The sequence below is a fragment of the Acinetobacter sp. AR_0276 genome, assembly GCF_003000705.1.
Taxonomy (GTDB): domain Bacteria; phylum Pseudomonadota; class Gammaproteobacteria; order Pseudomonadales; family Moraxellaceae; genus Acinetobacter; species Acinetobacter nosocomialis.
In genome coordinates, this window is the sequence record NZ_PSQO01000004.1 from 2,986,067 (window position 1) to 3,000,853 (window position 14,787).

The 14,787-nt window shown below is 39.6% G+C and carries 9 protein-coding genes, 1 tRNA gene and 2 pseudogenes; 7 read left to right on the top strand and 5 right to left on the bottom strand.

The window, feature by feature from the left end; translation table 11 throughout:
- The first annotated feature begins 168 nt into the window (after positions 1 to 168).
- The 6 genes from CSB87_RS15065 (at position 169) to CSB87_RS15090 (ending at position 10,333) form a co-directional block, all read left to right on the top strand.
- Complete coding sequence (locus tag CSB87_RS15065; protein WP_004888159.1) at positions 169 to 3,393, top strand: lytic transglycosylase; 3,225 nt, start codon at positions 169 to 171, stop codon at positions 3,391 to 3,393.
- A 15-nt stretch (positions 3,394 to 3,408) separates the two neighbouring features.
- Positions 3,409 to 5,244, top strand: coding sequence for an extracellular solute-binding protein (locus CSB87_RS15070; RefSeq protein ID WP_004888157.1), 1,836 nt, complete (start codon positions 3,409 to 3,411; stop codon positions 5,242 to 5,244).
- Positions 5,245 to 5,273: 29 nt separating this feature from the next.
- Positions 5,274 to 6,326, top strand: a complete 1,053-nt coding sequence (gene yejB, locus CSB87_RS15075; RefSeq protein ID WP_004888156.1) for a microcin C ABC transporter permease YejB — start codon at positions 5,274 to 5,276, stop codon at positions 6,324 to 6,326.
- Positions 6,326 to 7,336, top strand: coding sequence for an ABC transporter permease (locus CSB87_RS15080; protein ID WP_004888153.1), 1,011 nt, complete (start codon positions 6,326 to 6,328; stop codon positions 7,334 to 7,336). Before yejB ends, CSB87_RS15080 begins: the two co-directional genes overlap by 1 nt.
- Entirely contained in the window at positions 7,314 to 8,903 is a 1,590-nt protein-coding gene (locus CSB87_RS15085) for an ABC transporter ATP-binding protein (RefSeq protein ID WP_004888152.1), read from the top strand. Before CSB87_RS15080 ends, CSB87_RS15085 begins: the two co-directional genes overlap by 23 nt.
- Positions 8,904 to 9,088: 185 nt before the next feature.
- Positions 9,089 to 10,333: an NADH:flavin oxidoreductase/NADH oxidase family protein gene (locus CSB87_RS15090; protein ID WP_004888149.1), complete on the top strand. Its 1,245-nt coding sequence runs from the start codon at positions 9,089 to 9,091 to the stop codon at positions 10,331 to 10,333.
- Between the two features lie 5 nt (positions 10,334 to 10,338).
- Here the strand turns inward: CSB87_RS15090 and CSB87_RS15095 are convergent, their stop codons facing one another.
- Together CSB87_RS15095 and CSB87_RS15100 are read right to left on the bottom strand one after the other, a co-directional pair.
- Entirely contained in the window at positions 10,339 to 11,022 is a 684-nt protein-coding gene (locus CSB87_RS15095; RefSeq protein ID WP_004888147.1) for a glutathione binding-like protein, read from the bottom strand.
- A 205-nt stretch (positions 11,023 to 11,227) separates the two neighbouring features.
- Positions 11,228 to 12,640: pseudogene (locus CSB87_RS15100) on the bottom strand (TonB-dependent receptor); the annotation flags it as partial.
- Between CSB87_RS15100 and CSB87_RS20095 the strand changes: the two are divergent.
- Positions 12,631 to 12,849: pseudogene (locus tag CSB87_RS20095) on the top strand (hypothetical protein); the annotation flags it as partial. The pseudogenes CSB87_RS15100 and CSB87_RS20095 sit on opposite strands and share 10 nt — an antisense overlap.
- Positions 12,850 to 12,934: 85 nt before the next feature.
- Here CSB87_RS20095 and CSB87_RS15110 read toward each other — a convergent pair.
- The 3 genes from CSB87_RS15110 to pyrC all read right to left on the bottom strand — a co-directional run bounded on the left by CSB87_RS15110 (position 12,935) and on the right by pyrC (position 14,710).
- A tRNA-Glu gene (locus tag CSB87_RS15110) sits at positions 12,935 to 13,010 on the bottom strand.
- An 18-nt stretch (positions 13,011 to 13,028) separates the two neighbouring features.
- A complete protein-coding gene (gene rnt, locus CSB87_RS15115) occupies positions 13,029 to 13,691 on the bottom strand; it encodes a ribonuclease T (RefSeq protein WP_001982681.1) in 663 nt (220 codons plus the stop codon).
- Positions 13,676 to 14,710, bottom strand: a complete 1,035-nt coding sequence (gene pyrC / locus CSB87_RS15120; protein WP_001084867.1) for a dihydroorotase — start codon at positions 14,708 to 14,710, stop codon at positions 13,676 to 13,678. Before pyrC ends, rnt begins: the two co-directional genes overlap by 16 nt.
- Positions 14,711 to 14,787: the final 77 nt, after the last annotated feature.

Genomic DNA, 14,787 nt, shown 5'->3' on the forward strand with positions numbered 1-14,787 from the left:
GTTCCATCGTTACAAAGCAAGCTTTTTTTAATTTCTTGTAACATTTCCATGCAAATGACATTAAATTATTGCCTTGTCTATCTTGCATGCTTTACTACAATGGCATCGAAGACCTAGGGTTTGTGGGCAGACCCCAAGAAATATTACGCGAGTTGTTTGGAAGTTTTTATGTATAAACCAACCACATTTGTGTGGCAGCCATCTGCAGCATCATTATTCAAAATTACAGTACTTAGCTCTGCTTTAGCTGCGTTGGGTATTACAACAGGCTGTTCTTCGACTCCGCAATCTGCAAAAACCTCGAAAACAAAACAGGTCAGTGGAGCAGGCTATCTTGATGCAAGCAGTCTGGACTCGTTAGAAGATTTACTTTCAGCAACGGATATGCGTGCTGTAGAAGGCGACCGTTTACTTATTTTAAAACACGGTGACGTCTGGAAGCGTATGGCTGTAGGCTTCAAAATGGACCTCAATCATTGGGATCCACGCATTGAAGCGCAGCGTAGTTGGTTTATCTCACGTCAGCCCTACCTTGACCGTTTAAGTGCTCGCGCAAGTCGTTATTTATATCATACTGTGAAAGAAGCAGAACGCCGTGGTCTTCCAACCGAACTTGCATTATTACCCGTGATTGAAAGTTCATATGACCCTGCTGCAACAAGTAGTGCAGCAGCAGCAGGCTTATGGCAGTTTATTCCAAGTACTGGTCGTATTTATGGTTTACAACAAACGGGTATGTACGATGGTCGTCGTGATGTTGTTGAATCTACACGTGCTGCGTATGAGTTTTTAGGAAGCTTATATAACCAGTTTGGTTCATGGGAGTTGGCTTTAGCAGCTTATAACGCTGGTCCGGGGCGTATTCAACAAGCGATTAACCGAAATCAGGCTGCAGGTCTACCAACGGACTACTGGTCACTAAAACTTCCACAAGAAACCATGAACTATGTTCCACGTTTCTTGGCAGTTGCTCAAATTATTAAAAATCCGCGTGCTTATGGGGTTTCATTACCGCCGATTGCAAACAGACCCCATTTCCGTGAAGTCACGTTATCTGCACCATTGTCTTTAAATGAAATTGCATCAGTAACTGGTCTTAGCCGTGCTGAGCTATATGCATTAAACCCAGGCTATCGTGGTGAAACAGTAGACCCTGCAAGCCCAATGCGTATTTTAATTCCAGCTGATGTAAGCCCGTCAGTTGATAACAAATTAAAAGCCATGAAAGCTGGTGGTAGCAGTTCAGGTTGGTGGGCAAATGTCACATCTCCATCTAAACCAACTACAACCACCTCAACTTCAGTTACTGTTAAAACTACACCGGCGACACAGGTTCAGCCTGTAAGACCAACTACACCTACCAAAACAACCGGTAGCTCTGTAACGGTAAAAACTTCTACACCTCGTGGATCTGATGCTTTAGCTGCTTTTGCCGCCTCAGCTGATGTACCGAGTGCACCACGTATTCCAGTTGCAGTCACACCTGCGACCAATGTAAAACCTGTAAGAACAGAACCGCCAATTTCAGCAGTTGAGCGTGAGAAAATTTTAGCGGCAGTTCGTGCTGAAGGTGAGAAAGAAACAGTTGAGCAAGCTTTACAGCCGCAAGCTACACAAGCTGAAAAAGACCAAGTGGTTGCCGAGCTAAAAGCAATTGCACCGCAAGGTACCGAAATTGTTGATCCTTATGACGGTAAAATTAAGCTAACTGCGATTCAAACGAGTTTGTCAGTTGCTGAACAGCAAGGTAAAGAATTAAGTAAAGGCTTTGCTTACCCGAAAACTTTAGCTGAAGATGCAAGTGTTGCGAACTCTGAAGATGGTCAGCGTAATAAAGATAAGCCTTACATTAAAACGGATACTGATGTTGTTGTTGTACAGCCTAAAGGTAAGCGTAGTACCTATACCGTACAACCGGGTGATACATTAGCAATTATTGCGATGAAAAATGGTGTGAACTGGCGCGATGTCGCTAAGTGGAACCAGATTGATCCTGAAAAGACATTATTTGTAGGAACTAGCCTGTATTTGTATGATGCTAAACCGCAAGAGGTTGAATCTACTGCAAAATCGGCAGCTAAACCTGATGTATATGTTGTTCAAGCAAATGACAGCTTAACGGGAGTGGCAAATCAATTTAATTTGTCTGTGAAACAGCTTGCTGAATACAACGATTTATCGGTAAGCGATGGTCTATTTGTTGGCCAAAAGTTGCATTTAAAAGAGCCTAAAGGCAACCGTACTTCTGCTAAAGCAGAACAACCTAAAGCAGTTCAGGCAAGTACACGTCGTATTGCAACAAAAAGCTATACAGTTAAACGCGGCGAATATTTGAAGTTAATTGCAGATCGTTACGCATTATCTAACCAAGAATTAGCAGAGCTAACGCCAGGATTGTCGGCTGGTAGTAACTTAATGGTTGGTCAGAAAATCAATGTACCTGCAAAAGAAGTTACTGTCGATGAAGTTGATGATAATAAAGCTTCTGGTAAATATGAAAAACTTGCAGCAGGACCGTCGTATAAAACTGAAAGCTATAAAGTGCAGCGTGGTGATACATTATCAAGTATCGCGATCAAGTCTAAAATTAGCCTAGCTGAACTTGCTGAACTAAATAACTTAAAAGCCAATAGCCATGTACAGCTTGGTCAAAACTTAAAAGTACCTGCTGGTGTAAGTGTTCCAGATCACTATGTTGTTCAATCTGGCGATAGCTTGCATGCGATTGCAGCTAAATATAACTTACAAACCAGTTATTTGGCTGATTTAAATGGTTTGTCGCGTACAGCAGGTGTTCGTGCTGGTCAGCGTTTAAAATTGACAGGTGAGGTTGAAACACCAAGCAAGACTTCTACTAAAAATGTCAAAGAAGAAACGCCAGAGACTTATACGGTCAAATCTGGTGATAGCTTAGGGAATATCGCCAACCGCTATCATTTGCAGTTAGATTACCTTGCCTCATTGAATGGTTTATCTCGTAACAGTAATGTTCGTGTTGGTCAACGTTTAAAATTAACAGGTGATGTGCCACCAGTAGAAACAGCAAAAGTTGATACGGCGAAATCAGCAGCTAAACCTGTTGCAGCCGGAAAAAATACTGAAAAGTATACGGTTAAAGCTGGCGAGTCGTTACATACGATTGCAAGCCGTGCAGGTATTTCAGTTCGTGAACTTGCTGAAATGAATGCATTAAAAGCAAATGCAAACTTACAGCGCGGACAAAATATTGTAATTCCAAAAACTGTTGTGGAATACAAAGTTAAACGTGGTGATACTTTAATTGGTCTTGCAAGTAAATATGGTTTAGAAACTACTTTACTGGCGGAACTCAATAACTTAACACCGTCGACTCAATTACGTATTGGCGATATTATTAAAGTGCCTAATTTATAGAATAATTAGAACTTTATGCAAAAGTTATATCCTCAACTGAGCCTGCTAGTCGGGCTCAGTGTCTTTTCACAAGTTGTATTCTCTGCACAGCAAATCACGCCTTATATCGCAATTCACTCTAAGCCTAAATATTTAACAATGGCTGCAATGCCTTATGCCAATCCGAATGCACCAAAAGGTGGAGTATTGAGTCGGGCTGCGCAAGGGACTTTTGATAATTTAAACAGCATGAACGGTAAGGGGAACGCGACAGAAGGAGTAAATTATCTTTTTGATACTTTAATGACTCAGTCACTCGATGAAGTTGGAGTTTTATATCCACTTTTAGCTGAGAGAGTTTCCTATGATCCAGAAAGAACGCAATCGATTACCTTCTATTTAAATCCCAAAGCACGCTTTAGTAATGGACAGCCTTTAACAGCAACGGATGTAAAATTTAGCTTTGATATCTATCAAACCAAATCTAATTTTGGCCTACAAATGTATCTTGCCGACTTGGCAAAAACAGAAGTTATAAATCCTCATCAAGTTAAATTCACTTTTAAGTCTAGCCATAATCCAAAAATGCCATTTGTTGTGGCGAGCTTACCGATTTACTCAAAAGCAGACTGGCAGAACCGTGACTTTACTCGTATTACTTTGCAACCGATTATAGGTTCAGGGCCGTATGTGGTTGAGAAGATTGATGCTGGACGTAGTATTAGCTATAAACGAAACCCAAATTATTGGGCAAAAGATTTGCCTATTAATAAAGGGCGCTATAACTTCGACCATTTAAAATATGTTTATTACCGAAATTGGGATATTGCATTCGAAGGTTTTAAATCTGGGCAATATACCTTGCATGAAGAAACTAATCCTAAAAAATGGGTCACTGACTACAAGTTTCCAGCGGTAAAATCAGGTTTAATCACGCTATATAAGTTTAGACACCATAATCCGATTGCAACTGAAAGTTATGTGTTTAACACACGACAAAAACCTTTAAACGATATTCACTTTAGACAAGCCTTAACCTATGTCTATGACTTTGAATGGCAAAATAAAGCTTTGTTTTATGGACAATATCTAAGACTACAAAGTTATTTTGAAAATAGTGAGTTGTCAGCAACAGGACGTCCTTCAAAGAGTGAGCTCACTATATTAAAGCCTCTTTTGCCAAAGCTTTCTCCAGTCATGCAAAAAGCTGTTTTGACAGACTGGAAATATCCGGTCTCGGATGCCAGTGGTTTTAACCGTCAAAACTTATTAATCGCAAGACAATTACTCATTCAAGCAGGCTATAAAATCAAAGAAGGGCAGTTATATACTCCTGAAGGCCAGCCTGTAAAAATTGAGTTCCTCATTCAGCAAGATGGCAAACAAAGAACACTGATGCCATTTGTAAGAAATTTAAAAAAATTAGGAATTAATATTAATTTACGGCAGGTTGATGCGCCGCAATATTTAGAGCGTACACGCCGTTATGACTTTGACATGACTACGATGAATTTGCCGCAATCTTTAAATCCGGGCAATGAACAGGCTCAGTTCTGGGGAAGTGCCGCAGCAGTTCAAGATGGTAACTATAATTACGCTGGTATTCGTAATCCGGTTATTGATGAAGTCATTTCAAAACTGGTGACTGCCAAAGACCGTGATCAGCAAATCACTTATACTCATGTTCTTGACCGATTGCTTCGCGCAGGATATTACCAGATCCCGACTTATGGGAAAGGGGATTATTGGTATGCGTACTGGAATATGTATCAGCAACCTAAAGTGAAACCTGTGCTCTCGGCTGGTATAGAGTATTGGTGGAGTAATCCAAACCAAGCCAAAAAAATTGCCCAATATTTACATCAACAATAAAAGCACGTATCTAAAGGAAATCCTGTTATATGGGTTCATATATTCTTAAGCGACTTCTTTTAATGATTCCAACGTTGTTCATTATTTTATTGATCAACTTTGTGGTCGTGCAAATTGCACCGGGTGGACCTGTAGAACAAGCAATCCATGAGGTAGAAAGTGGCGTAGGAGCAGGGCGGATATTAGGTACTGAAATGTACTATCAGGGTGCTAAAGGATTAAGCCCCGAAATGGTAGAGCAAATTAAAGCACAATACGGTTTTGACCATCCTCCAGTAGAACGTTTTTTACTGATGTTAAAGGGCTATTTGACTTTAGACTTTGGACAAAGCTTTTTTAAAGATAAACCAGTAGTTGAGTTGCTTTGGGAAAAAATGCCTGTGTCGATCTCGATTGGGCTATGGAGCACTTTGCTGATTTATCTTATTTCAATTCCACTTGGAATTAAAAAAGCGAAACAACAAGGTTCTTGGTTTGATCGTTCCACTTCTTTATTGCTAGTGGTGGGTTATGCGGTACCCAGCTTTGTCTTTGGCATACTGCTTATTGTTTTTTTTGCGGGTGGGTCATATTTTCACTGGTTTCCATTGCAAAGCCTGGTATCAGATAACTTTCATCAATTGAGTTTTTTTGGAAAAATTACGGACTATTTATGGCATATGACTTTGCCACTTATTACGATGGTCTTAGGTGGTTTTGCGAGCCTAACTTATTTAACTAAGTATTCATTTTTAGAAGAACTCAATAAACCTTATGTCTTGGCAGCTTACGCAAAAGGCCTAAATAGCCAGCAAGTTTTATATAAACATGTATTTCGCAATGCCATTTTAGTGGTACTCGCCGGATTGCCGGAGACTTTGGCAGGTATTTTCTTTGTCGGAAACCTTTTCATTGAAATTATTTTTCACCTAGATGGTGTGGGATTATTAGGTTTTGAAGCGATTGTTCAACGAGACTATCCGGTTATTTTCGGCGTATTGTTTTTCTTCACGCTGTTTAGTCTACTTTTACGACTTATTTGCGATGTGCTGTATCAATGGATTGATCCGCGTATTCACTTTGACGCACAAGGAGGCAAATAATGTCTTTAATTGTGCAGTCACGGCTGCAAAAGTTTAGGCAACATAAATTAGGTTGGGCAAGCTTTGTTTTGTTTAGCCTCATTTTGGCGATGTCTTTAGCTGCTGAGTTCATTGCTAACGATAAACCATTGTTGGTGAAATATGAGGACGCTTATTATTTGCCTGTTTTTAAATCATATCCCGAAACTACTTTTGGTGGCGTGTTTGAAACAGAAGCAGATTATAAAGACCCCGCTGTACAAGAGCTTATCAATCATAACGGATGGGCAATTTGGCCCCTTATAAGATTTTCTTACCAGACTCCTAATTTAGACTTGGCTGTACCTGTGCCATCGCCACCTTCTAAGCAGAACTGGTTAGGGACAGATGACCAAGGGCGAGACGTGCTTGCACGTATTCTCTATGGGCTTAGAGTCTCATTACTTTTCGGCTTGGCTTTAACAGCTTGTGCAGCACTACTTGGTATTTTTGTGGGTGCTATACAAGGTTACTATGGTGGCTGGGTTGATTTGTTGGGGCAACGACTGGTAGAAGTCTGGAATGGTTTACCCATGCTCTTTATGGTCATGATTTTAGTCAGCATGTTTACCCCAAATGTATATTGGCTATTTTTTATTATGCTGTTCTTTAGCTGGACTGTACTGGTAGGAATTGTCCGTGCCGAATTTTTAAAAGCGCGTCAACTTGACTATGTGCGTGCGGCTCAGGCTTTAGGTGTAACTGATAGAGCAATTATCTTTAAGCACATTTTGCCAAATGCCATAAGTTCTAGCCTGTCGCAATTACCTTTTATTTTGACTACTAATATTATTGCTTTAACCGCACTCGATTTCTTGGGCTATGGTTTACCGCCAGATGCTGCCTCTTTAGGTGAGTTGTTGTTGCAAGGTAAAAATAACTTAGATGCACCGTGGTTGGCTTTATCGGGCTTTTTTAGCTTGGCTTTTGTGTTGTCATTATTAATTTATATTGGGGAGGCGGCACGCGATGCATTTGACCCAAGAAAATAACTTAAATGTAGATGCTACATTGCTAAATATAGAAAACCTTTCAATCTCTACACAAGATCAGCTTTTATTGGAGGGTCTCAATTTAAATTTGCAAGCTGGAGATACGCTTGCAATTGTAGGGGAAAGTGGTTCAGGTAAGACAATAAGCTGTTTGGCAATGATGGGATTATTACCAGAAAAATTAAAAACATCTGGTCGTATTATTATTGATTCAAAAAATATTTTAGAAACAGATGAAAAGACAAAAACACATATACGTGGCCGCCAAATTGCCATGATTTTTCAGGAGCCTTCTACGGCTTTAAACCCATTGCATCGTGTTGAAAAAATTGTCGGTGAACATTTCATTTTACAAGGTTGGTCAAAGGCAAAAGCTCAGCAGCAGGTAATTCAATTATTAAAAGACGTAGGAATTGCTAATCCAGAGTACATTTTAAAACGTTATCCACATGAGCTTTCAGGTGGACAAAAACAGCGGGTGATGATTGCGGCTGCGCTAGCGCTTCAACCTAAAATTTTAATTGCAGATGAACCAACTACCGCGCTTGATGTGATTTTACAGACGCAAATTTTAGAGTTACTGAGGTCTTTGCAAAGTAAATATGGCATGGCGCTAATTTTGATTAGCCATGATTTAAATTTGGTACGCCGTTATGCCAATGAGCTGATTGTATTACACGAAGGACAAGTTGTAGAGCAAGGTCAGCTTCAGCAAATCTTTAAAAATCCTGCGTCAATTTATACTCAGCAACTGTTAGATCATGATCTTGGTTTTGCTGAGCAGCCTTCAATCAGTCATAACATTTTATCTGTTCAACAACTCAATGTTAAATATCCAATTCGACGTGGTTTCTTTAACCGTATTCAGGGTTATACCACTGCTATTGAAAATGTAAGCTTTGAGCTTGCCCAAGGCGAAGCATTAGGCGTTGTGGGGGAGAGTGGTTCGGGTAAAACCTCATTGGCTTTGGCTCTGGTTCGATTAATTAAAAGTGAGGGGCAAATTATCTTTTTAGGGCAAGACATAAACTACTTAGAACAAAAAGCTTTGCGTAAGATTAGGTCAGACTTACAAATTGTTTTCCAAGACCCATTTGGTAGTTTAAACCCGCGTATGACGGTAGGGCAGATTATTGCTGAAGGCTTAAAAGTGAAAGCTGTAGCCGATCACGAGATCAAACAGCAAGTTAAATCTGCTTTAGTAAAAGTTGAGTTGGCTAAAGACTTTCAACACCGCTATCCGCACGAGCTTTCGGGTGGACAACGTCAACGCGTTGCTCTAGCACGAGCTTTAGTGGTTCAACCTAAACTTTTAATTTTAGATGAGCCAACGTCCGCCTTAGATCGAACGACTCAAAAAGCCATGATTCAATTATTGCGACGTTTACAACAAACTGAGCACCTAAGCTATATTTTTATTAGTCATGATTTAAATGTGGTTAAAGCACTGTGTCATAAAGTGATGGTATTACGGCATGCAAAAGTTGTTGAATATCAGCTGACTGAACAGTTATTTAATGACCCTAAAACTGAATATACCAAGCAATTAATTACGGCGAGTCTTTAATTTATTTAAATAAGTCTATGTTTTATAATAATAAATATTATTTAAATTTTTTATGCAAAAAGTTGCATTTCTCTATACTTTTTAAATTTGACATGTGCTATTGTCAGTTATCGATTTTCCCTTGACATGACCTATAACTCATCTAAATTAGAGTAATTACTCTAAAGTATTAAAAGAGGTTAACCATGAGCCAGATTGCACAACCAATCACAATTCGAAATACCACATTTAAAAACCGAATTATTAAAGGTGCAATGAGTGAGGCACTTGCAAACTATGAGGGGCAGCCAAATGATTTACATTTAGGTTTGTATGGTGCATGGGCCAAAGGTGGTTTGGGCTGTGCGATTACTGGAAATGTTATGGTCAATGTAGAGGCTAAAAACGAACCAGGCGTGGTGGTGATTGAAACCGAGCGTGACCTAGAGCGTTTAAAAGAATGGGCAGCGGTTGGTAAACAATATGGAATGGTACAGCTCATTCAATTGTCTCATCCAGGCCGTCAGTGCCCTAAAGGCTTAAATAAAGAAACAGTTGCACCTTCGGCAGTTCCTTTTAGCCCAGCTTTAGCGACTATGTTTGGTACGCCACGTGCGCTTACACATGAAGAAATTCTAGATATTATTAAACGCTTTGCAACAGCTGCCCGCATTTGTGAGAAAGCAGGTTTTGAAGGGGTGCAGTTACATGGTGCACATGGCTATTTAATTAGCCAGTTTTTATCACCATTAACCAATAAGCGTACAGACCAATGGGGTGGTTCAGTTGAAAACCGTACTCGCTTTTTACTAGAAGTTTATAAGGCTGTACGTGAAGCAACCTCAGAGAATTTTATTATTTCAGTTAAGCTTAACTCGGCTGACTTCCAGCGCGGTGGTATTAGCGAAGAAGATGTGATTTCAGTATTTAAAGCCGTTGATGAAGCCGGAATTGACTTAATTGAAATTTCAGGTGGAACTTACGAAGCACCAGCAATGGCTGGCGTCAAAGCTGATAAACGTAAGGCAAGTACCATTGCACGTGAAGCATACTTCTTAGACTTTGCTGAAAAAATCCGTCAGCATGTAAAATGTAAACTTATGGTGACAGGTGGCTTCCGTACAGTCGAAGGTATGAATGCTGCTCTGGCAAGTGGTGCATGTGACTTTATTGGCATTGCTCGTCCACTTGCAGTCGAAACGGATTTAACTGATCGTTTAATTGCAGGCCAAGACGTTCGCTATGCCGTAAAACCAATTAAAACAGGTTTGCCTTTTGTCGATAAGATGGCGATTATGGAAATCATTTGGTACGCAGCACAATTTAAAGCTATTGGACAAGGTAAAAAGCCAAATCCTAAACTGTCACCTTTAATTGTGTTTTTAAATTATGCCAAGGGCAATATTAAGGCTGTTGTTCAAGGACGCGTGAATTCGCGTAAATCTGCATAAATAAATTACCAAGCAATAGCCCAGTAAGTTTGAAAAGTAGAAGCAGACCATTGACCTTTAATTAGAGCATTTTTAAAGGCGGGTCTGTTTTCTATCTGGGCAAGATAACGCTGTATATGTTTAAAGTGGCTGTAATTTGGTGAGCAAGCCAATAATGGAAACCACATCAAAATATCAGCAGTAGTAAACTGATCTCCCGCGAACCATAAGTGACGTTCTAAATGTTTATCAATCATGCTCATGTGTCTTTGTAATGATTGATTGAGATAGCCTTGATCAAATCCATATTTTAAAAGCTTAGGAACGAAACGGACCAGAAAAGGCGTGCGTTCTGCAATTTGGTGAAAGATTTGCTTGAGTACCAGATCTGGAATGAATGTCGCCTCACAATAATTCTTCCAATAATAAAAGTTTTGAAGTTGTTGGCTTAGTAAATTGTTCTGGCTCAGTTGTGGGTGTAAATGAGAGAAATAATCTAGAATTGCTGAGGTTTCAGCCAAAATTGAAGTTTGCTCTTGTTCAATAATTTCGAGAGTTGGAAATTTTGATAGTTGATGCGGTGAGTTATTATTTTTGTCTTCGTCCGAATGATATTTAGTGATGAGATCATAGTTGAGCCCTAATTCTTCTAAAAACCAAATAATGCGTTGAGAGCGTGAATTTTGTAAATGAAATAATCGAATTTGCATGTCATGTTCAAATTATAGTTTTGATCTATTTTTAGTATAGGGTAGAACATAGCTTAAGTATAATAAAATATTTATAAATCATAAATTTATAATATTTTATATGAGGAAATAAAGGCCACCGTATTTTTAGACAGTGGCTTTTTTAATGACTAATATCCCTAGTGAGATCTTACGCGGTAAAAGGCTGATGTTTGGTTCTTTTAATTTAGAACGTATAGCTTATACCTAATTGAACAGTACGTGATTCACCAGGATAGGCATATAAATTAAAAGCACTTTCATCATAAACTCTGTCAAAAATATTCTTCACGTCTAAGTTAAGGCGTAATTTTGGCGTTGCCTGATAATAAGACACGAGGTCAGTAACTGCATAGCCTTTCATGGTGTAGGTACTAATGGCTGTTTGACCTGCACGTTTATCAATATATTTTTGATTGATACCTAAGCCCAACCCTTGTAAAGGCCCATTCTGAAATTCATAAATATTTAAAAGATTAAAACTATTTTTTGGAATGTTGGCTAGAGCCGTCCCTTTTTGCAAGCTATTGTCTTTAGTTACTTCTGCATCTGTATAGACATAGCCGCCAATAATTTTCCAAGCAGGCGTAATTTGCCCTGCAATATTTAACTCTATACCACGGCTACGAACTTCACCTGCTGCTACTTTATAGACTGAATCAACAGGATCTAGGGTTAAGACATTTTCTTTGTTGGCATAAAAAATAGCGGAATCAATTGATAACATATTATCAAGTGCTTGCCATTTAAAGCCTAACTCGTAAGCTAAGCCTTCTTCAGGATCAAACCCGTCTCCATTACGGCTAGCACCAGTGTTTGGCTTAAAAGATTTTGCAGCATTACTGTAGATGGAAAGATCGTCACTGGCTTTATAGACTAAACCTAAACGTGGAATAAATGCATTATGACTGGTATTCCAATTTGCGGTATTCGGTAATAGGTTCTTATAGTCATGCTCATAATGTTCAAAACGTAAGCCTAGTAGCGCGCTTAAACGCTCATTTAAATCGACTTGGTCTTGTAAAAAAAGGGCAGTGGTTTTTAAGTTTTCACGGTCATGTGTAGTTACACGATAAAGCTCAGGCAGAGGCTGCCCTAAAACAGGGTTGTAGATATTAATAGGGTAGCTACCGACATCTCCACTTGAGCGAATAATGTATGACTTATAATCATAGTTTTCATATTCAAGCCCAGTCACTAAGGTGTTTGCTAAACCCAAAAACTGGAATTTACCTGTTAGGTTAATTTGAGCATCGGTATCTTGCCACTTTAGTTCACGGTAGTTGTAATTTCGACTTAGCGTTTCCCCATCATTTTGAATTCCATTTGCTTCTACTGCATAGCCATGTAACTTGCCATTTAAATATTGCACACCAGCATTGAGCTTCCAGTCATTTCCAAGCTCGTGTTCAACTCTTAATTGAGCCATATTGTTGTCATTGTAAAGTCGGTTGTTGTCTTTACCCGTTTCCCACAAATAAGTGTCTGGTGAACTAATAAAAGACTTCTGACCTGCATAGCGTGTTTGGCCACGGTCAAGCGGATGTTGGTTCCTTAAAATATCGGCTTCGAAGGTAACTTTAGTCATGTCTGAGGCCTGCCGGTTTTAAAGTTATACGCTATAAACGAACACCAGAACTGGCACAAATACATCGTGATTTTAATATTGCATCAAGTTCATTAGCTCCAGTCCCAATAGAACCAGATTTAACAAAAACAAAGTTAATTGCTGATGCAATAATTATTGAGAGAGATGAGCCAACTATGCAACCTGCACAACATATTAATGAAGTAAAGTTGAAGTCTTGATTTTGAAAATACGGAACTTATCTCATGGATAAAATTTGAAGTGAGATAAAATAATTTGAAGCGATGATTCTTTGTAGAAAGAATATGGCGTCCCTACGGGGATTCGAACCCCGGTTACCGCCGTGAAAGGGCGATGTCCTAGGCCTCTAGACGATAGGGACGTTGAGGATGGCGGTATCTTAAGAAGCCGCCACCAAACTGTCAAGGAGGTAAGGTGACAGTTTGTTCAAAATATAGCAAAACAGTTCAGCAGTCTTCTGGGTATCGTATAAAGCAGAGTGTGCTTCTTTACCATCGAACTCAATTCCAGCTTGAATACATGCTTTTGCAAGCACTGTTTGTCCAAACATTACTGCACTTAAAGTAACTGTATCCATGACTGAAAAACTATGGAACGGGTTTTGGTTTTTTGTACCTGAGCGAGCAATCGCTGCTTGTAAAAAGCCAAGGTCAAAATGCGCGTTATGGCCTACGAGTACTGCATGAGTACAATGTTGCTGTTTACGAACTTCATTGACCGATTTAAAAATACGACGTAAAGCGGTTCGCTCATCTTCAGCCATTGCAATACGCATTGGGTTGAATGGATCAATACCAATAAAGTCGAGCGAACGACGATCGAGGTTAGCCCCTTCAAAAGGGTTAATATGTGCATGAAATGCAGGACCAGGGACAAATTGTCCCTGAGCATCATACACAATTGGAATGCACGCGATTTCTAGCAATGCATCTGTCTGGGCATTAAAACCTGCCGTTTCAACATCGACAACAACAGGTAAGAAGCCACGAAAACGTTGGCCAATGACCGGGACAGAATTTTCTTGTGTCACACTTTTCTCCATTGCAGCGTTTTCCCGGCATGCAGCGGGATGATTTTTTGATTATCTAAATAATCAAAAGATTCGGGAACGAGATTATCTTCTTTAACCAAAGTAATGGTAGAAGTATTACGTGGTAGACCGTAGAAGTCTGCACCAAAATGGCTAGCAAAACCTTCTAGGCGCTCTAATTTACCGACTTGATCAAACGCTTGTGCATAAAGCTCAATTGCGTTTGGTGCACTATAACAGCCTGCACAGCCACAAGCATTCTCTTTTGCATTTTGTGCATGAGGTGCGCTGTCTGTACCTAAGAAAAACTTAGGATTACCGCTTGTTGCAACTTCAAGTAAAGTTGTTTGATGCGTTTGACGTTTTAAAATTGGTAAACAGTAGAAATGCGGTTTAATACCACCGACCAACATATCATTACGGTTAAATAATAAATGTTGTGGAGTGATTGTTGCCGCCACATTACGGTCTTGTTCTAAAACAAAGTGTGCTGCATCACTAGTCGTGATGTGCTCAAGCACAACCTTAAGTTTAGGGAACTGTTTCAATAAAGGTGATAATACCTCATCTAGGAAGCGTTTTTCACGATCAAAAATATCTACATGATTGTGAGTCACTTCACCATGAAGTAATAACGGAACTTGGTGCTCTTCTAATTGCTCAATAACTGCATAAACTTTGCGAATATCACTCACACCATTGTCAGAGTTTGTGGTCGCACCAGCAGGATAAAGCTTAATCGCATTGACATGTTCTGATTCTTTAATTTTACGCACTTCATCTGGTGAAGTGTGGTCAGTAAAATAAAGCACCATACGAGGGTCAAAATTATTGCCTTCCGGAACATGAGCAAGAATGCGCTCGCGATAAGCTAAAGCTTCTTCTACTGTTTTTACTGGCGGTACAAGGTTAGGCATACAGATCGCGCGGGCGAATTGTTTAGCCAAATCTGGAACAGTACGTTTTAATGCTAAACCATCACGTAAATGTGCATGCCAATCATCTGGCTGGAGCAGGGTAATAGAGTTCAAGGCAGTTCAAACTTCGAAATAAAACAAATGATAATCGATAAAGTGTGAAAATGGTAACGAGAATTACGGACAAATGG